This window comes from Streptomyces sp. NPDC088157, assembly GCF_044741545.1.
Taxonomy (GTDB): Bacteria; Actinomycetota; Actinomycetes; order Streptomycetales; family Streptomycetaceae; genus Streptomyces.
The window spans coordinates 51,782-69,660 of sequence record NZ_JBIUSU010000011.1; the positions used below are offsets into that span (position 1 = coordinate 51,782).

15 protein-coding genes are annotated in these 17,879 nt (G+C 72.5%); 7 read left to right on the forward strand and 8 right to left on the reverse strand.

The features are described 5' to 3' along the window. Nucleotides 1–341 precede the first annotated feature (341 nt). Complete coding sequence (locus ACIPFH_RS36220; RefSeq protein WP_401833454.1) at nt 342–1,586, reverse strand: ROK family protein; 1,245 nt, start codon at nt 1,584–1,586, stop codon at nt 342–344. A gap of 28 nt (nt 1,587–1,614) precedes the next feature. Beyond that, nucleotides 1,615–2,277, reverse strand: a complete 663-nt coding sequence (locus tag ACIPFH_RS36225) for an alpha-ketoglutarate-dependent dioxygenase AlkB family protein (RefSeq protein ID WP_401833457.1) — start codon at nt 2,275–2,277, stop codon at nt 1,615–1,617. 78 nt (nt 2,278–2,355) lie between these two features. On the opposite strand from ACIPFH_RS36225, the gene ACIPFH_RS36230 reads away from it, so the two are divergent. Continuing rightward, the gene (locus ACIPFH_RS36230; protein WP_401833605.1) at nt 2,356–3,495 is read left to right on the forward strand and encodes a methyltransferase; all 1,140 of its coding nucleotides are present in this window, start codon (nt 2,356–2,358) and stop codon (nt 3,493–3,495) included. A 381-nt stretch (nt 3,496–3,876) separates the two neighbouring features. Here ACIPFH_RS36230 and ACIPFH_RS36235 read toward each other — a convergent pair whose 3' ends face one another. The 4 genes from ACIPFH_RS36235 to ACIPFH_RS36250 form a co-directional block, all read right to left on the reverse strand. After that, nucleotides 3,877–6,303 (reverse strand): MFS transporter, encoded by a 2,427-nt coding sequence (locus ACIPFH_RS36235; protein WP_401833458.1) that lies wholly within the window; start codon nt 6,301–6,303, stop codon nt 3,877–3,879. A gap of 305 nt (nt 6,304–6,608) precedes the next feature. Further along, the gene (htpG, locus tag ACIPFH_RS36240; RefSeq protein WP_401833459.1) at nt 6,609–8,573 is read right to left on the reverse strand and encodes a molecular chaperone HtpG; all 1,965 of its coding nucleotides are present in this window, start codon (nt 8,571–8,573) and stop codon (nt 6,609–6,611) included. 139 nt (nt 8,574–8,712) lie between these two features. After that, the gene (locus ACIPFH_RS36245; protein WP_401833461.1) at nt 8,713–9,129 is read right to left on the reverse strand and encodes a hypothetical protein; all 417 of its coding nucleotides are present in this window, start codon (nt 9,127–9,129) and stop codon (nt 8,713–8,715) included. 385 nt (nt 9,130–9,514) lie between these two features. After that, a complete protein-coding gene (locus ACIPFH_RS36250) occupies nt 9,515–10,291 on the reverse strand; it encodes a class I SAM-dependent methyltransferase (protein ID WP_401833463.1) in 777 nt (258 codons plus the stop codon). A 261-nt stretch (nt 10,292–10,552) separates the two neighbouring features. Between ACIPFH_RS36250 and ACIPFH_RS36255 the strand changes: the two genes are divergently transcribed. The 4 genes from ACIPFH_RS36255 to ACIPFH_RS36270 all read left to right on the forward strand — a co-directional run bounded on the left by ACIPFH_RS36255 (nt 10,553) and on the right by ACIPFH_RS36270 (nt 14,854). Continuing rightward, a complete protein-coding gene (locus ACIPFH_RS36255) occupies nt 10,553–12,040 on the forward strand; it encodes a sensor histidine kinase (protein WP_401833466.1) in 1,488 nt (495 codons plus the stop codon). Further along, the gene (locus tag ACIPFH_RS36260; protein WP_401833468.1) at nt 12,037–12,684 is read left to right on the forward strand and encodes a response regulator; all 648 of its coding nucleotides are present in this window, start codon (nt 12,037–12,039) and stop codon (nt 12,682–12,684) included. The genes ACIPFH_RS36255 and ACIPFH_RS36260 overlap by 4 nt, the downstream gene beginning before the upstream one ends. A 146-nt stretch (nt 12,685–12,830) precedes the next feature. Continuing rightward, complete coding sequence (locus ACIPFH_RS36265; RefSeq protein ID WP_401833608.1) at nt 12,831–14,042, forward strand: MFS transporter; 1,212 nt, start codon at nt 12,831–12,833, stop codon at nt 14,040–14,042. Nucleotides 14,043–14,107: 65 nt separating this feature from the next. Beyond that, nucleotides 14,108–14,854, forward strand: coding sequence for a maleylpyruvate isomerase family mycothiol-dependent enzyme (locus ACIPFH_RS36270; RefSeq protein WP_401833471.1), 747 nt, complete (start codon nt 14,108–14,110; stop codon nt 14,852–14,854). A 12-nt stretch (nt 14,855–14,866) separates the two neighbouring features. Here the strand turns inward: ACIPFH_RS36270 and ACIPFH_RS36275 are convergent, their stop codons facing one another. After that, nucleotides 14,867–15,274 carry a MarR family winged helix-turn-helix transcriptional regulator gene (locus ACIPFH_RS36275; RefSeq protein ID WP_401833473.1) on the reverse strand — a complete coding sequence of 136 codons (408 nt, stop codon included), beginning with the start codon at nt 15,272–15,274 and terminating at the stop codon, nt 14,867–14,869. An 86-nt stretch (nt 15,275–15,360) separates the two neighbouring features. Here ACIPFH_RS36275 and ACIPFH_RS36280 point away from each other — a divergent pair, with 86 nt between their 5' ends. Next, nucleotides 15,361–16,851 carry an MFS transporter gene (locus ACIPFH_RS36280; protein ID WP_401833475.1) on the forward strand — a complete coding sequence of 497 codons (1,491 nt, stop codon included), beginning with the start codon at nt 15,361–15,363 and terminating at the stop codon, nt 16,849–16,851. A 100-nt stretch (nt 16,852–16,951) separates the two neighbouring features. After that, entirely contained in the window at nt 16,952–17,236 is a 285-nt protein-coding gene (locus ACIPFH_RS36285) for a DUF6332 family protein (protein ID WP_401833477.1), read from the forward strand. Here the strand turns inward: ACIPFH_RS36285 and ACIPFH_RS36290 are convergent. Further along, nucleotides 17,197–17,862, reverse strand: a complete 666-nt coding sequence (locus tag ACIPFH_RS36290) for a response regulator (RefSeq protein ID WP_401833611.1) — start codon at nt 17,860–17,862, stop codon at nt 17,197–17,199. The two genes, ACIPFH_RS36285 and ACIPFH_RS36290, sit on opposite strands and share 40 nt — an antisense overlap. Nucleotides 17,863–17,879: the final 17 nt, after the last annotated feature.

Sequence of the window (17,879 nt, forward strand, 5' to 3'; positions counted from 1 at the left end):
ACTGCGGCCCCGGTCGGGCTGCGGTGGGGCCGGACCGCGGGCCGGGGCCGGGCTGTTGGGCGGGTCGGGCGGTTGGCCGGGTCGGGCCGTTGGCCGGGTCGGGCCGTTGGCCGGGTCGGGCTGCGGACCCGGTCGGACTGCGGACCGGGCTTCCTGCGGGCAGCCCGCGCGGGGGCCGGCATCGGACTGCGGACCGGGCCAGCTGTGGGCCGGGACCGGACCGTGAGCCGGGAGCCGGGGAGCCGGACCGTGAGCTGGGGAGCCGGACTATCGGCCGGGGCCGGACCGTGAGCCGGGGGCCGGGCTGTGGGCCCTGCGCCCCCTGTGCGACGCGGCGCGGCTCACAGGGGGCGCAGCGCGCCCAGCGGGTCGTCCAGCACCGGTTGCCAGGCCAGCTCGGCCGCCCCGACCAGGCTGTTGTGGTCGAGGGAACACGCGAGGATGGGGACACCGCCGCTGCGGCCCCACAGGCTCCGGTCCGCGACGACCGCGCGCAGGCGGTCGGGGTCGGCGTCGAGGAGCGTGCGGTGCAGGCCGCCGAGGATGATGCGGTCGGGGTTGAGGATGTTGACCAGACCGGCCAACCCCAGGCCGAGCCGGTCGATCAGGGCCTCGGCCGCCATACGGACCACCGGGTCGCCGTACTCGTCCCGGATCAGTTCGTTGGCCTGCTGGAGCAGGGAGCCCTCGGGCCCGGGTTCGCGGCCCGCGGTGGTGAGGAGGGCGAGCGGGTCCGCCTCCACGTCGAGACAGCCGCGGCTGCCGCAGTAGCAGGGGCGGCCCTCGGGGTTGACGGTGAGATGGCCGACCTCCAGGGCGAGGCCCGAACTGCCCGTGTGCAGTCGGCCGTCGAGCACCAACGCGCCGCCGACACCCCGGTGCCCGGTGGCCACGCACAACAGGTCGCGGGCGCCGCGTCCGGCGCCGTGCCGGTGTTCCGCGAGGGCGGCGAGGTTGACGTCGTTGCCGACGAACGCGGGGCCGGTGAGCCCGGCTGCGCGGATCCGCTCGGCGAAGATCTCCCGCACGGGCGCGCCCACCGGCCACGCCAGGTGCAGGGGGTTCAGCGCAAGGCCCTCGGGTTCGGTGACCGCGGACGGTACGGCGAGGCCGGCGCCCACACAGGGCCGGCCCGTCTGCCGCAGCAGTTCGGCGCCGGCGTCGACGGCGGCGCCGAGCACCTTGGCGGGGTCCGCGTCGACGGTTTCACAGCTGGGCGTGGTGGCGACGATCCGCCCGCCGAGACCGACCAGCGCGGCCCGGAACCCGTCGGCGTGGACCTGCGCGGCGAGGGCGACCGGGCCTTCCTCGGCGACCTCGAGCCGGTGGGACGGACGGCCCTGCGAACCGGCGGCGGCGCCCGGCCGCGCGTCGACCCTGATCAGGCCCAGCGCCTCCAGCTCCGCCGCGACCGCGCCGGCCGTCGCACGGGTGACGCCGAGTTCGGCGGTGAGCACCGCGCGGGTGGGTGCCCGCCCGGTGTGCACGAGCTCCAGCGCGGGCCCGAGCGCGCCACGCCCCCGGTCCAACCGCGCCCTCGAGGTGGTCCCTTCCCCCGCCGGCCGGGGGTCCGCCTTGCCGCTCATGAGGGCGAGTCTCCCATGATCCGCTTCGTCAGGTGGCGTCCGGGAAGCCACTGACCCGCAGGGTGACGTTCAGCCGCCCGTCCAGCCCCAGCGCGGCCGGCGCCGTCCCCGGCAGGACGCGCGGCACGCCGTGGTACGCGAGCCGGGCCGGCCCCCCGAACACGAACAGGTCGCCGCTGCGCAGCTCTACGTCGGTGTAGGGACGGGCGCGGGTCTCGGTGTTGCCGAAGCGGAAGACGCAGGTGTCGCCGAGACTGAGGGACACCACGGGCGCGCCGGACCGCTCGTCGGCGTCACGATGCATGCCCATCCGGGCGTCGCCGTCGTAGAAGTTGATCAGTGCGATGTCGTACGGGGCCTCCCGGGCCTCGGCCGGCCCGAGGGTTTCGGCCACCGCACGCCGGCCCAGCTCACCCAGCCAGGCGGGGAAGGGCTTGACGGGCGCGCCGTCCCCGTCGCCGACCGTGCGGGCGTAGGCGTACGGGTACCAGTGCCAGCCCAGACAGACCTGGCGGGCGGTCATCGTGCCGCCGCCGGGTGTACGGACCGTGCGCAGGCCGGCCGGCGGACGGGCCCAGTCCCGGCAGGCGGTGAGCAGCTCACGCTGGTGCGCCGGGTCCAGCCAGTCGGGCACGTGCAGCGCGCCCGGCGCCACCTGCGCACGCTCCCGGGGAAACAGCTCGGAGTCCATGGGCCCATCCTCCGCCACGAGTCCGACACCGGGCCTGAGCTGCGGCTCGGTTAGCCTTGCAGCACGATGAACGACCGTATGACGACGCCGTGGGGCGAGGTCACGCTGGCCCGCCACCCCGAGGATCCGCGCGAGAGGCTGCGTGCCTGGGACGCGTCCGACGCGTACCTGCTCAGGCACCTCGCGGAGCAGGACGTTCCGCTGACCGGCACCGTGGTGGTGCTCGGCGACCGCTGGGGCGCGCTGGTGACGGCGCTCGCGGCGCACCGCCCGACGCAGATCACCGACTCCTGGCTGGGACAGGAGGCGACCCGGGCGAACCTCGCGCGGGCCGGCGTGGAGACCGGCGCCGTCCGGCTGCTCACCACCCAGGACCCGGTGCCGGAGCGGATCGACGTGCTCCTGGTCCGGGTGCCCAAGAGCCTGGCGCTGCTCGAGGACCAGTTGATGCGGCTGGCGCCCGCCGTGCACGCGGCCACGGTCGTCGTCGGCACCGGCATGGTGAAGGAGATCCACACCTCCACGCTGCGGCTGTTCGAGCGGATCCTCGGGCCGACCCGGACCTCCCTCGCCGAGCAGAAGGCCCGGCTGATCCTCTGCACCCCGGACCCGTCGCTGAAGCGCCCCGCCAGCCCGTGGCCGTACGCCTACGACCTTCCCGGCGACCTCGGCGGCGCCCTCGCCGGCCGTCCGGTCGTCAACCACGCGGGCGTGTTCTGCGCCGACCGGCTCGACATCGGCACCCGGTTCCTCCTCCAGCACCTGCCGAGGACCGGCGGCAACCTCCGGGTCGTCGACCTGGGCTGCGGCAACGGGATCGTCGGTACGGCGGTGGCGCTGGCCAACCCGGAGGCCGAGGTGCTGTTCACGGACGAGTCGTTCCAGGCGGTCGCGTCGGCGGAGGCCACGTACAAGGCGAACGGGGTGCCGGGGCACGCCGAGTTCCGGGTCGGGGACGGGATGGCGGGGGTGGCGGACGGCAGTGTGGACGTCGTGCTGAACAACCCGCCGTTCCACTCCCACCAGGCGACGACGGACGCCACGGCCTGGCGGATGTTCACGGGGGCCCGGCGCGCGCTGCGGCCGGACGGCGAGCTGTGGGTGGTGGGCAACCGGCACCTCGGCTATCACGTGAAGCTGAAGCGGCTGTTCGGCAACTGTGAACCGGTCGCCGGTGACCGGAAGTTCGTGGTGCTGAGGTCCGTCGGGCGGGGCTGAGCACCACGCCGGTGGGGCCCGGGGCGGACGCGGCGGCTTTGCGGGCGGCGGCCCGCCCCGCGATGGTCCGCTCGACGGTGCGCGCCATGGCCTCCCGTCCCGCGCTCAGGTAGGTGCGCGGGTCGACCGCGTCGGGATCCTTCGGCAACTCGCCCGCGTACCGCCGTACTTCCCGTGCGGCGCGGGTCCAGCACGCGGGGTGGTCGGTCGGTTCGTCCTCGACGTGGGTCATGCCCCACCGCTTCCCGCCGGTCGCGGTTCATGCAGCACAGAACCATCCTGCCCGTCGAGGCGGCCGGGCCGACCGGCAGCACGGCAGCCACGCGGGTGGCGGGCGCCGTGGCCCCGCACCGCGCGCTCCGTGTGGCGCCGGCCGGTGGACTAGTCCCCGATGTGGGCGAGTTCGATGTCGTGGTCGTCCACGTCACCGCCGCCGAGACGGACGCCGGTCGCGCGGGGCGGGTAGCCGGTCGCGATGACCGTGTACTGGCCGCCGTCCAGGTCGGAGAAGGCGTACGCCCCGTCGCTGCCGGTGGTGGTGGTCGCCACGACGTTCCCGGCGGCGTCCACCAGGGTCACCCGCGCATCGCCCAGCGGAGTGCCCGCGCCGCGTACTGTGCCCCGCACCAGCGCGCCGGGCCGCAACTCGACGTCGACCCGGGTGACACCGGTGGCGCCGATCTCCACGGGCAGTGCCAACGGCCGGTGCTTGGGCGAGCTCACCGCGAGGGTCACCGGACCCGGGACCAGTTCGGTGACGGAGAACCCGCCCGTGCCGTCGGTCCGTGTGGTGACCAGCACATCGCCGCGCACGTCCGTGAGGACGACCACCGCCCCGGCGACCGGTGCCCCGTCGTCCACGGAGCGCACGGTGCCGGCGAGGCCGCTGGTGCCGCTGAGCAGCACGTCGTAGCTCACCGGCGTCGCCCCGACCACGACGGTCGTCGCCTGCGGCTGGTGCCCGTCGGCGGCGGCGATGAGCACGTAGGTGCCCTCCCCCGGCGCCTCGACGGCGTAGCAGCCGTCCGCCCCGGCCACCGCCCGGCTCAACTGCCGCCCGCCCAGCGAGATCAGGGTGACCGCGGCGCCACCCACCGGCACGCTCTCCGCGCCGAGCACCCGCCCGCGTATCGGGTGCCCGACACCGGCCGGACCGCCGTCGGTCAGCCCGGGGACCGTCGCGACGAGTTCCGCGACCGCGCGGGCCAGCGGGACGGCGACCGCGGCGCCCACGGCCCGCTCGTCCCGTTCGGTGACGGCCGGCCCGGCGACGGCGGGTTCGGCAGCGGCGGGCCCGGCGGAAGCGGCCGGCGAGGAAACGGGCAGCGACTGGGTCGGCACCGACAGGTCGGGGTCGGCCGGGACGTGCTCGGCGTCCGGCGTGGCCGCCGTCCGCTGCCGCGGGATGAACGCGGCGACGACGAGGGCGAGGAGTGCCGCTCCGGCGCCGACGGCCATGACCACCTTGAAGCCGTTCTCCGAGGGCAGCGCGGCGCCGCCGAAGGTGGTGGTCATCCGGGCCAGGATCACCCCGGCGACGGCGCTGGCGGTGGAGGTGCCGATGGACCGCATCAAGGTGTTGAGGCTGTTCGCGGCGGCTGTCTCGGAGGGGTCCACCGCGCCCATGACGAGCGCGGGCATGGCCCCGTAGGCGAAGCCGATGCCGGCGCCGATGACGCAGGAGACCAGGACGAGTTCCCACACCGCGCCCATCAGCACGATGTTGAGGCCGTACCCGGCGGCGACGACGACGGCGCCGAGCATCAGGGTCACCTTGGGGCCCCGGGCCCTGGAGATCAGTGCGGAGATCGGCGCCGTGGCCATCATCACCAGACCCGTGGGGGCCATGACCAGCCCCGCGGCCAGCAGCGACCGGCCCAGGCCGTAGCCCGTCGCCTCGGGCAACTGGAGCAGCTGAGGCAGGACCAGGGACATCGCGAACATGGAGAAGCCGAAGGCCATCGAGGCGAGGTTCGTCACCAGCACCTGGCGGCGGGCGGTGGTCCGCAGGTCCACCAGGGGTTCCTCGACGCGCAGTTCGAACAGGCCCCACAGCAGCAGGACGACGACCGCGGCGACGAAGAGCCCCAGGGTGGTGCCGCTTCCCCAGCCCCAGTCGGCGCCCTTGGATATCGTGAGCAGCAGACACACCAGCCCGGCCGCCATGCCGAGGGCGCCGACCAGGTCGAAGCGCCCTCCGGAACGCACCTTCGACTCGGGCACGATCAGCGGGACGAGCACGGCGGCGACGACGCCGAGGACGGCCGACGTCCAGAACAGCATGTGCCAGTCGAAGTGGTCCGCGATGAGCGCGGCGGCGGGCAGCCCGAGGGCGCCGCCGACACCGAGGGAGGCGCTCATGAGGGCGGTGGCCGACCCGAGCCGCTCGGCGGGCAGTTCGTCGCGCATGATGCTGATGCCGAGCGGGACGACCCCGGAGGCGAGCCCCTGCAGGGCCCGGCCGACGATCATCGGGACGAGCCCGTCGCTGAGGGCGGCCGTGACCGATCCGGCGATCAGCGTCAGAAGGCTGACCAGCAGCATGCGGCGCTTGCCGTACATGTCGCCGAGCCGACCCATGACAGGGGTGGCGACGGCTGCCGCGAGGAGGGTGGCGGTGACCGCCCAGGCCGCGTCCGAAGCCGGGGCGTCCAGCAGCTTCGGCAGTTCCGGGACGATCGGGATCACCAGGGTCTGCATCAGCGAGACCACGATCCCGCCGAAGGCCAGCACCGCCACGACGAGACCGGCCCGCGGCGCGGCGGACCCCTCCCACGCCTCCGCGGATTCGGGTTGCGCATGGGACATGGCCGAGCCTCCGTGGGTGATGCGGTTCTGCACGACTGCGCAGCATCGTAAGCCCACTTGATTGACTCAAGCAACTAGCACTTTCGGTGTGCGCCGCGTGAAGAAACCGCGCAGAGGGCTTCCGGCTCGGGCGTCGAATTCGGGCCTCGACCCTGGCCTGGAACCTGGCCCTGGACTGGCACTTCTCCGTGGCCTTGGCCTTGGCCGGAGGCTGCTCCGGACGAAGGGCTTGGGCTCTTCCGGACGAAGGGCTCTTCCGGACGGAGGACCGGGCAGAAGGCTCTGCCCGGTCCGCGCGGCGCCGACTACAGCGCGCGCTCCAGGTGGTCCGCCACCAGTTTGACGAAGCGTCCGGGCTCCTTCGGGCGCCCGCCCTCCGCGAGCACCGCCAGACCGTGCAGCAGTTCGGCGGTCTCGGCGAGGCCCGCCCGGTCGGCCCGTTCGTTGTAGGCCTGGTTCAGCCCCTTCACCAGCTGGTGATCAGGGTTGAGTTCGAGGATCCGCAGGGCGCGCGGCACCTCCTGCCCCATCGCGCGGTACATGTTCTCCAGCGCCGGGGTGAGGTCGTTCGCGTCGGAGACGATGCAGGCCGGGGACACGGTGAGGCGGGACGACAGCCGCACTTCCTTGACCTCCTCGCCCAGTCGCTCCTTCATCCAGCCGAGCAGACCGGCGTACTCCTCGCTCTGCTTCTCCCGCTCGCCGTCGGCCTTCTCGTCGTCCTCCGCGCCGAGGTCGACCTCGCCCTTGGCGACGGACCGCAGCGGCTTGCCCTCGAACTCCCCCACCGCGTCGACCCACACCTCGTCGACCGGGTCGGTGAGGAGCAGGACCTCGATGCCCTTCGCCCGGAACGCCTCCATGTGCGGGGAGTTCTCGATGCTCTGCCGGGACTCGCCGGTCAGGTAGTAGACGGCGTCCTGCCCGTCCTTCATCCGCTCCAGATAGGCCTTCAGCGTGGTCGGCTCGTCCTCGCCGCGCGTGGTCGCGAACGACGAGACGGCGAGGAGGGTGTCACGGTTGTCGGAGTCGGTCACCAGCCCTTCCTTCAGGACGGCGCCGAACTCCCGCCAGAAGGTGGCGTAGCGGTCGGGAGCCGCGGTCATCATGTCCTTGACCGTCGACACGACCTTCTTGGTGAGCCGGCGCTGCATCATCCGGATGTGCCGGTCCTGCTGGAGGATCTCGCGGGAGACGTTCAGCGAGAGGTCCGCCGCGTCGACCACGCCCTTGACGAAGCGCAGATACGGCGGCAGGAGCGCCTCGCAGTCGTCCATGATGAAGACGCGCTTCACATACAGCTGCACACCGCGCTGGTAGTTCTGGTTGTACAGGTCGTGCGGGGCGTGCGAGGGGAGGAACAGCAGCGCCTGGTACTCGAAGGTGCCCTCCGCCTGGAGCCGGACGGTCTCCAGGGGTTCGCGCCAGTCGTGGCTGATGTGCTTGTACAGCTCGTGGTACTCGTCGTCGGACACCTCGTCGCGCGAGCGCGCCCACAGGGCCTTCATCGAGTTCAGCGTCTCGGGTTCGGGCGCCGCCTCGGCGCTCTCCGCGCTGTCGGAGGTGGCGTCGGATGTGTCGGAGGTGTCGGTGGTGTCGGTGGCGCCGCCGCGGGCAGCCTGCGGGACCAGCCTGATCGGCCAGGTGATGAAGTCCGAGTAGCGCTTGACGATCTGCTTGATCGTCCAGTCGGCGGTGTAGTCGTGCAGCTGATCGTCGGCGTCGGCCGGCTTCAGGTGCAGTGTGACGGACGTGCCCTGCGGCGCGTCGTCCACCCTCGCCAGCGTGTACGTACCCTCACCGCGCGACGACCAGCGGGTGCCCTGGCTCTCGCCGGCCCGCCGGGTCAGCAGCGTCATCTCGTCGGCAACCATGAAGCCGGAGTAGAAGCCGACGCCGAACTGCCCGATGAGTCCCTCGGCCCCTGCCTCCTCCTGGGCCTCGCGCAGTTCCTGCGCGAACTTGGCCGTGCCCGAGTTGGCGATCGTGCCGATGAGCCGGCCGACCTCGTCGTACGACATCCCGATGCCGTTGTCCCGGACCGTCAGGGTGCGGGACTCCGCGTCGATCTCGATCTCGATGTGCGGGTCGGAGACGTCGGCGTCGAGCGTGTCGTCCCGCAACGCGGCGAGACGCAGCTTGTCCAGCGCATCGGAGGCGTTGGACACGAGTTCGCGGAGAAAGACGTCCTTGTTCGAGTAGACCGAGTGGATCATCAGCTGCAACAGCTGACGGGCCTCTACCTGGAACTCAAACGTTTCGGTCGACATGATGAGCGTGTACCTCACAGGTTCCGGAGTCTCCTGGACTGGCGAGAGCCACTGTAAAACACCAAGTCAGCGTGTGCCGCTCGCTGTTCGTGATCGTCCCGTTCCGGTTCGTCGGCGCTCGTCGGAGGGGGCCCGGGAATCAGCGCGGGATCTCCTCCACCTGCGCGAATCCGTCCGTCCGGCTCCACCCCAGCCGGGTCAGCCACTCCGTGGAATCCCTGGTGAAGAGCAGGTTCCCCGAGTCGCCCACGGCGGTGACCTTCGTCCAGCCGTCGAAGCTCCAGGTGAGTTTCGTGTCCCAGCGGGCGAGGTCCGCCGTCGCGACCGCGGCGATCGACTCCATGGGCGGTTCGCCGTCGTAGCAGTAGGAGCCCCAGTCCGCGATGACCGCGACCGTCCCGTCGAACGCCTTGAGCGTGAGGCTCTGGCACCGGTCCGTCGCGGTCGCGTACACCACGCGCGGCGCGCTCCACCCGCCCGTGTGCGCGTCCCGGTGCCGTTCCACGAGTCCCCGCCCCTCCACGTACGCCATGCCCACCCGCCGGCCGTCGGGCAACCCGATCTCCTCGTCGAACCGAGGGGCCGGTGCGGTCGGCGACGCTCCGGTGCCAGTGCCAGTGCCAGTGCCAGTGCCAGTGGCAGTGGCAGTGGCACTGGCAGTACTGGTGCGTGTGGTGGGCCCGGTGCCGGTGGTGGTACCCCGATCCGTGGCAGGCGCGGTGGCCGTGGCGTTCGTCGACTCGCCCCCGTTCCGGTGTCCGCCGCAGGCCATCGCGACAGCCGCCACCAGCAGCACGCCCGCCGGGGCCCGCAGCCGGTATCCGTTCATCCGCATCTCCCCATGTTCCCCTCTCCCCCGGTCAGATCATGTCCCACCGCTCCGGTCATGCCCCAACGGTCCGGCCATGCCCTACCGGTCCGGCCATGTCCCACCGGTCCGGTCATGGCCCAAGGGTCACGCGGATCTTGGACTGGCCGTGCGGGAGTTCCTCCCAGTCGTCCATGAAGGCGGCCCGCAGACCGTGCTTCCCGGCGAGGGTGACGAGGGTGTCCGTGCGGTAGTAGAAGTCCTCGCGCAGCACGTGGTGTTCCTCGCCCTCGGTGCGGTCGAAGGTGAAGTCGAACCAGCCGCCGGGCGCGAGCACCCGCCCCACGTTGGCCAGACACTCCTCGATGACGGGGAGCGGTGAGTGCGAGAAGACGCTGTGCGCGTGCACCACGTCGAAGTGGGCCTCGGGCAGGAACCGCAGCGTCAGGTCGCGCACCGGCGTCAGGGTCGGCAGCCGCTTCTGGAGCCCCATCTCCACGATCGTGTCCTGCGCGGCCACGAGGATGTCGGGTGAGATGTCGATGCCGTGGTAGTGGCCGGGTTCCAGGTGCCGGATGAACCGCCAGCCGCCCCGCAGGTTGCCGCAGCCGATCTCCAGCATCCTGTGCTCCGGACGCAGACCGTGTCCGAGCAGGTAGTCGAACTGCATGGCGCCGAGGGCCAGCCACCGTTCACGGGTGCGACTGCCGACCGCCGCGTCCGGATCGGCCCGGGTGTCGGAACGCATCACCGCGCGGTAGTAGGAGACGTGATCCTGGTGACGGCGGCTGAGCCACAGGTCCCTGGCGGCGCGCGCGACATGGCGGGGCACCCGGTCGGGGTGGCGCAGGGCGTACCCGATGCGGTGGCCGAGGGCCGCACGGTTGCTGGTGAGTTTCTTGGCGGGCATGAGGTTCTCAGGCCTTTCCTGGCGATGTTCCGCGGCTTGCGAAGTCCCGGGGGATTCGACGCTCCCGAGGGTTTTCCGAGTACTCACGGTTCGAAGTTCCCGAACGGTGTGTCCCGCGCGGTGCGGGATCCGCTTCCAGCTTCGGGGCGCGCGCGGGTGACCGCCTCGTCCGACCGTCTCGGCCCGTACGCCGGTCCGGGTGATCCGGATGTCAACCGATCGGTTGATGCGGCCCGGCGTCCGCCGCGTTAGACACGGAGGATGCAACCCACCGATCCGGACGAACGCTGGCTGGGCACGGTCGTGCACCTCGCGTTCTTCCTGCTGCTCGGCTCCTCGTTCGTCCGCTTCCTGACCCGCGACGTGGGGGGAGTGCGCACCGGGTGGGTGGTGGCCCTGTACGCGGCCTTCTGTCTGCTCTACGTCCTCGGGTGCTTCCTGGCCCCGGCGCCCTGGCCCGGTTCTCCGCCCACGTCCCGCCATCTGGGGTGGCTGGGTTCCGTGTCGGCCGTCTGGGTGGTTCTCCTGGTGCTCGCGCCCAGTGCGACCTGGTGCGCCATGCCGCTGCTGTTCGCCGGACTGCACGCGCTGCCGCCACGGATCGCGGTGCCGCTCGCGGCCGTGCTCACCGCGCTGGTCGTGGTCTCGGAGGTCCGCGTGGCCGAGGGCTCACTCAATCCCAACATGGTCGTGGCCCCGCCGGCCGTCGCCGCGGTGGCCACCGCCGTGATGGTGCATCTGCGGCGCCAGGGGGCACGGCAGCGGGTACTGATCGCCGACCTGGTACGCACGCGCCGCGACCTCGCCGCCTCCGAGCGCCAGGCGGGTGTCCTCGCCGAGCGTCAGCGACTGGCCACGGAGATCCATGACACTCTCGCGCAGGGCCTGTCCAGCCAGCGGATGCTGCTCCAGGCCGCCGAGCGCGTCTGGACGTCGGATCCGGGCACGGCCCGGGAGCACCTGCGCGAGGCGGCCGAGATCTCCTCCCGGGGCCTCGCGGAGGCCCGCCGGTTCGTGCACGACCTGGCGCCGGCCGACCTCGCCGCACATTCCCTCCCCGACGCACTGGCCGTCCTCGCCGGACGGGAGAGCCGACCGGGCCTGGCCGTGGAGTACCGGCAGGACGGCGACCCGGGTCCCCTGCCCGAGCGGGTCGAGGCGGCGCTGCTCCGCATCGCCCAGGGGGCGCTGGCGAACGTACGCGAACACGCCGCGGCCACCCTCTGCGTCCTGACCCTGACGTGCCTGGACGACCTGGTCTCCCTGGACATCGCCGACAACGGACGGGGCTTCGGGGCGTGCGATCCGGGCGGTCCCGGTAATTCCGGTAGCTCCGGTAGTCCTGGTAGTCCTGGTAGTCCTGGTAGTTCCGGTAGGCCCGGTAGCTCCGGTGGTCCCGGTAGTTCCGGTAGTCCTGGTAGGCCCGGTAGCTCCGGTGGTCCCGGTGGTCCCGGTGGTCCGGACTCCCTGGGCGGTCCGGGCCGCCCCGGCGGTCCGGGTCGTCCAAGCGGGCCGGGCGCGGCGGGGGCCGGCCCGGGGCTTGCCTCCGGTTCGTCCGCCCCGGAGACCGCGGCTGCTCCGGGACGGGACCGCACCCGTGGGCACGGGCTGCCGGCCATGCGGATCCGGGCCCGGCAGGCGGGCGGCACGCTCAGTGTCGAGTCCGCGCCGGGCGAGGGCACCGTCGTCACCGTCGCCGTTCCCCTGGCCTCCTTCGTTCCCGACACTCTCAAGGAGCCCGTTCCGTGAGCGCATCCGTGCCCCCGCCGTCCGTCCGGCTGCTGCTGTGCGACGACCACGCCGTCGTCCGGGCCGGTCTGCGCGCCCTGCTGTCCAGCGCCGACGGAATCGACGTGGTCGGCGAGGCGGGCACCGGCGAGGAGGCACTCGCCCTGTCCGCCCGGCTGCGTCCCGACGTGGTGCTGATGGACCTTCAGCTCGACGGCGGCATGGACGGCGTGACGGCCACGCGGCGCCTGACCGGCGGCCAGGACCCGGGTCCCCGGATCCTGGTGCTCACCATGTTCGACACCGACGCGGACATCACCCGCGCCATCGAGGCGGGCGCCACCGGCTACCTGCTCAAGGCCGAGCGGCCGGACGAACTGTTCGCGGCGATCCGCGCCGCGGCGGCCGGCCGCTCCGCGCTGTCGGCCCCCGTCGCCGACCGCCTGCTGACCAGGCTGCGCAGTCCGCGCCCCGCTCTGTCCACCCGTGAGCACGAGATCCTCGCCCAGCTCGCTCGCGGCCTGGGCAACCGGGAGATCGCGCGGACGCTGTTCATCAGCGAGGCGACGGTCAAGACCCATCTCGGACGGATCTACGGCAAGTTGGGGGTGGAGACCCGGTCGGGCGCGGTGGCGGTCGCCAAGGAGAGACGGCTGCTGCCGTGACGGCGCGGCACGGCGACGCCACCTTTCCTCACCCGGCCCGCACCGCCGCCCTCGCCCCGTCGAACGGGGCGGCCTTGTCTCACCCCCGGACGACCCCCTAGCCTGATTTTGTGCCGCAAATAAACAAAGCGCGAACGCGCGACGCGGTGCCGGGCGAAGGCAAGGACCTCACCCGACTCCGTATCGCCCTGACCACGTTCTTCGCCCTCGACGGCTTCGTCTTCGCGGGCTGGGTCGTCCGGATCCCCGCCATCAAGGAACAGACCGGCGCCTCCGCGAGCACGCTCGGTCTCGCGCTCCTCGGCGTCTCCGCGGGCGCGGTGATCACGATGATGTTCACCGGACGCCTGTGCAGCCGCTACGGCAGTCACCCGGTTACCGTGGCCTGCGCGGTCCTGCTCTCCCTCAGTGTCACGCTTCCCCCGCTCACCCACTCCGCGGCCGCGCTCGGCGCCGTCCTACTGCTGTTCGGCGCGGCTTACGGCGGGATCAACGTCGCCTTCAACAGCGCCGCCGTCGATCTGGTCGCGGCGCTGCGCAGGCCCGTCATGCCGACCTTCCACGCGGCTTTCAGCCTGGGCGGCATGATCGGGGCCGGGCTCGGCGGGCTGGTCGCCGGCTCCGTGTCCCCCACACGCCATCTGCTGGGCCTCGGCATCATCGGTCTGCTCGTCACCGCGCTCACGGCACCCACACTGCTCCGGCAGGAGCCACCGCGACCGCCCGGGCACGCCGACGCCGGGCCGGAGGACTCCGACGCCCGGCCCGGGGACTCGCCACCCGGGAAATCGACCCCGCGCCGTCTGACGCCCCGCACCCGCCGGCTCGTCGTCGTCTTCGGTCTGATCGCTCTCTGCACCGCCTACGGCGAAGGGGCCCTCGCCGACTGGGGCGCCCTGCATCTGCGCCAGGACCTGGGCTCCTCCGCCGGGGTCGCCGCGGTCGGGTACTCGTGTTTCGCGCTCGCCATGACGGTGGGCCGGCTCACCGGCACCACCCTCCTCGAACGGCTCGGCCGCACCCGTACGGTGGTGACCGGCGGGGTCGTCGCGGCGGCCGGGATGGTACTCGGCTCCCTCGCCCCGGCCCTGTGGGCGGCGCTCCTCGGCTACGCGATCGCGGGACTCGGACTGGCCAACCTCTTCCCGGTGGCCGTCGAACGCGCGGGTGCCCTGGCCGGTCCGAGCGGCGTCGCCATCGCCTCGACGCTCGGTTACGGCGGCATGCTGCTGGGCCCGCCCGCCATCGGGTTCATGGCCGACTGGTTCTCCCTGCCCGCCGCCCTCACCAGCGTGGCCGTGCTCGCCGGGGTGGCCGCGGCGATCGGGTTCGCCACGCGCCGGGCGACGGCCGACTGAACACCGTCGGGCCGAACACCGTCACACCTCCCCTGGACCGCACTCCATCCGGCACACTCCCCCACATGGAGACTGCCGAGTTCATCCGTGTCCTGGACCAGGAGGGGCGGTCGCTGGCCGCCGCGGCGGCGGAGGCCGGCCCCGACGCGAAGGTGCCGACCTGCCCGGACTGGCAGGTCAGGGACCTGCTGCGGCACACGGGCTCGGTGCACCGCTGGGCGACCTCGTTCGTGGCCGAGGGCAACCCTTCGTTCCGCCCCCTCGACGAGCCGCCGGGTCTCGACGGCGACGCGCTGCTGGACTGGTTCCGCGAGGGGCACCTGCGGCTCGTCGGCACCCTGTCCGCCGCCTCGCCCGACGTACGGTGCTGGCACTTCCTGCCCGCGCCGTCACCGCTGGCGTTCTGGGCCAGGCGACAGGCGCACGAGACGGCCGTGCACCGCGTGGACGCGGAATCGGCCCTGGGCCGCACCCCTGAGGAGATCGCCCGGGACATCGCCGTCGGCTTCGCGGCGGACGGCGTCGACGAGTTGTTGCGCGGGTTCCACGCGCGCGACAAGAGCCGGGTGCGCACCAAGGAGCCCCGGGTTCTGCGGGTGCGGGCGACGGACACGGCCGACGCCGTGTGGACCGTACGGCTGTCGCCCGAGCCGCCCGCGACGGAGCGCGACGCCGAGGGCGACGCCGACTGCGAGGTGTCGGGTCCGGCGGCCCTGCTCTACCTGTCGTTGTGGAACCGGTCGCCGCTCCCCGCCGTGACCGGCGACGCCGCGCTGGCGACGCTGTGGCGGGAGAGGTCCGCCGTGGGCTGACGGACCGCCGGGTCAGTCGGCCAGCATCCGGCTCAACACCGCGCGCTGCACCGGGCGTACGTCGCCGTGCAGCGCGCGTCCCTTGCCCGTGAGCGCGACCCGAACGCCTCTGCGGTCCTCCGCGCACATGCCGCGCTCCACGAGGCCGTCCTTCTCCAGGCGGGCGACGAGCCGCGACAGCGCGCTCTGGCTGAGGTGGACCCGCTCGGCGATCTCCTGGACGCGGTAACTGCACGACCCGTCCGGCGCCGCGGACTCGGCGAGGACGTCGAGCACCTCGAAGTCGCTGCCGCACAACCCGTGTCGGTGCAGCGCCCGGTCGAGTTCGCACTGGGTCCGCGCGTGCAGCGCCAGCATGTCCCGCCACTGCTCCACGAGCGCCTGATCGGCCCCCGTCTCACCCTTCTTCACCGCCGCCATGGGGCGCACCGTAGCAGAGAACGCGTTTCATTGCATCGGAATTAAATGCGCTTGCATTCGATGCATGCGCATGTAGTCTCTCCGGCATGACCTCTCCGCTCCCCTCCCCCGCGTCCCCCCTCCCCGAGGGCCGCTGGACGTCCCGACTGTGGGGCACTCTGCTGGTCCTGTGCGCCGCGATGTTCCTGGACGCGCTGGACGTGTCGATGGTCGGCGTAGCCCTGCCGTCCATCGGCTCCGACCTCGGCCTCTCCACCTCGACCCTGCAATGGATCGTCAGCGGCTACATCCTGGGCTACGGCGGGCTGCTCCTCCTCGGCGGCCGCACGGCCGACCTGCTCGGCCGGCGCCAGGTCTTCCTGGTCGCCCTCGGTGTCTTCGCGCTGGCCTCGCTGCTCGGCGGGCTGGTCGACTCGGGTCCGCTGCTGATCGCGAGCCGGTTCATCAAGGGCTTGAGCGCGGCCTTCACGGCCCCGGCCGGCCTGTCCATCATCACCACGACGTTCCCGGAGGGCCCGCTGCGCAACCGCGCCCTCTCCATCTACACCACCTGCGCCGCCACCGGCTTCTCCATGGGCCTGGTCCTCTCCGGCCTGCTCACCGAGGCGAGTTGGCGCCTCACCATGCTGCTGCCCGCCCCGATCGCCCTGATCGCGCTGGCGGTCGGTCTCAAGCTGCTGCCGCGCAGCGAACGCGAGAAGGACCACAACGGATACGACGTGCCCGGCGCGATCCTCGGCACCGCGTCGATGCTGCTGCTGGTCTTCACCGTGGTCCAGGCGCCGGAGTCCGGCTGGACGTCCGCACGCACACTGCTGTCGTTCCTCGCCGTCGCCGTCCTGCTGACCGTCTTCGTCCTCGTCGAGCGCCGCTCGGCCGGCCCGCTGATCCGGCTCGGCGTCCTGCGCTCCGGCAGCCAGATCCGCGCCCAGCTCGGCGCGATGGCCTTCTTCGGCTCGTACGTCGGCTTCCAGTTCCTGGCCACCCTGTACATGCAGACGCTGCTCGGCTGGTCGGCGCTGCACACGGCGCTCGCCTTCCTGCCGGCCGGCGCGCTGGTGGCGGTGTCCTCGACCAAGGTCGGCTCGATCGTCGACCGCTTCGGCACTCCGCGGCTGATCGCGGCCGGCTTCGCCTTCATGGTCGCCGGGTACGCGCTGTTCCTGCGCGTCGACCTCGACCCGGGGTACGCGGCGGTGATCCTGCCGACGATGCTGCTGATCGGCGCGGCCTGCGCACTGGTCTTCCCCTCGCTCAACATCCAGGCCACCAACGGCGTGGCGGACCATGAGCAGGGCATGGTCTCGGGGCTGCTCAACACCTCGGTGCAGGTGGGTGGCGCGATCTTCCTGGCGGTGGTGACGGCGGTGGTGACGGCGGGTACCCCGGCCGACCCCACTCCGCAGGCCGTCCTCGACAGCTACCGGCCCGGGCTGGCGGTGGTGACCCTCATCGCCGCCGCGGGCCTGCTGATCACCCTCCCCGGGCTGCGCACCCGGCGCGCCCGGGGCTCGGTCGTCGTCGCCGGCTCCACCGTGCCGGAGACGGAGCCGGAGCCCGTGGGGATCCGTGACTAGGACCTGTCCGACAGACCGGTCCTGAGGGGGAAGCCGCCCACAGGTATGCGCCCGGCGGGGCCGATTGCCTCGCCGGGCGCATACCTGTGAGACTCGTCGTATGAGCGGGTACGGGGGGCGGCGCACACAGGCCGAGCGGGACGAGATCACCGTCGAGATCGGATACGCGCTGTTCAGTGCGGGGTTCGCGGCGGCGGTGCTCTTCGGGGCGGTCGCCGGGCCGGCGCTGCTGTTCGAATTGCCCGGGCCGGTGGAGAAGTTGCTCCTACGGGCGGGCCTGACGCTCGCTCCCGTGGTGTTCGCGGTCCGGGTGATCTCCGTGCTCGTCCGCCTCCGGAGAGGCGATCAGCCCAGCCACCCAGGGCGTACCAGCCCCGACTCGTAGGCCAGGACGACCAGTTGGGCCCGGTCGCGGGCGCCCAGCTTCACCATCGTGCGGCTCACATGGGTCTTCGCGGTGAGCGGGCTGACCACCAGTCTGCGGGCGATCTCCTCGTTGGACAGGCCGATCCCGACCAGTGCCATCACCTCCCGCTCCCGCTCGGTGAGCCGGGTCAGCGCGTCGGCCGTCGCGGGCTCCTTGGAGCGGGCCGCGAACTCGGCGATGAGGCGGCGAGTGACCCCGGGCGAGAGCAGCGCGTCGCCGGCCACCACCGCCCGTACGGCACGCAGGAGTTCCTCCGGTTCGGTGTCCTTGACCAGGAAGCCGGAGGCGCCCGAGCGGATCGCTTCGAAGACGTACTCGTCGAGTTCGAAGGTGGTGAGCATGATGACCTTGACCTGGGAGAGCGCCTCGTCGCCGGTGACCCGTCGGGTGGCGGCCAGGCCGTCGAGGACGGGCATCCGGATGTCCATCAGCACGACGTCGGGGCGCAGTTCACGCACCGCGCGCACCGCTTCCTCGCCGTCGGCGGCCTCGGCCGCGACCTCGATGTCCGGCTGAGCGTCCAGCAACGCCCGGAATCCCGCCCGCACCAACGACTGGTCGTCTGCGAGCAGCACGCGGATCACCGTCGCTGTCTCGTTCA

What these genes read in the sequence shown, in the direction of transcription:
- ACIPFH_RS36220 (WP_401833454.1), bottom strand. Translation starts at nt 1,586, where the DNA reads ATGAGCGGCAAGGCGGACCCCCGGCCGGCGGGGGAAGGGACCACCTCG.
- ACIPFH_RS36225 (WP_401833457.1), bottom strand. Translation starts at nt 2,277, where the DNA reads ATGGACTCCGAGCTGTTTCCCCGGGAGCGTGCGCAGGTGGCGCCGGGC.
- ACIPFH_RS36230 (WP_401833605.1), top strand. Translation starts at nt 2,356, where the DNA reads ATGACGACGCCGTGGGGCGAGGTCACGCTGGCCCGCCACCCCGAGGAT.
- ACIPFH_RS36235 (WP_401833458.1), bottom strand. Translation starts at nt 6,303, where the DNA reads ATGTCCCATGCGCAACCCGAATCCGCGGAGGCGTGGGAGGGGTCCGCC.
- htpG (WP_401833459.1), bottom strand. Translation starts at nt 8,573, where the DNA reads ATGTCGACCGAAACGTTTGAGTTCCAGGTAGAGGCCCGTCAGCTGTTG.
- ACIPFH_RS36250 (WP_401833463.1), bottom strand. Translation starts at nt 10,291, where the DNA reads ATGCCCGCCAAGAAACTCACCAGCAACCGTGCGGCCCTCGGCCACCGC.
- ACIPFH_RS36255 (WP_401833466.1), top strand. Translation starts at nt 10,553, where the DNA reads ATGCAACCCACCGATCCGGACGAACGCTGGCTGGGCACGGTCGTGCAC.
- ACIPFH_RS36270 (WP_401833471.1), top strand. Translation starts at nt 14,108, where the DNA reads ATGGAGACTGCCGAGTTCATCCGTGTCCTGGACCAGGAGGGGCGGTCG.
- ACIPFH_RS36275 (WP_401833473.1), bottom strand. Translation starts at nt 15,274, where the DNA reads ATGGCGGCGGTGAAGAAGGGTGAGACGGGGGCCGATCAGGCGCTCGTG.
- ACIPFH_RS36280 (WP_401833475.1), top strand. Translation starts at nt 15,361, where the DNA reads ATGACCTCTCCGCTCCCCTCCCCCGCGTCCCCCCTCCCCGAGGGCCGC.
- ACIPFH_RS36285 (WP_401833477.1), top strand. Translation starts at nt 16,952, where the DNA reads ATGAGCGGGTACGGGGGGCGGCGCACACAGGCCGAGCGGGACGAGATC.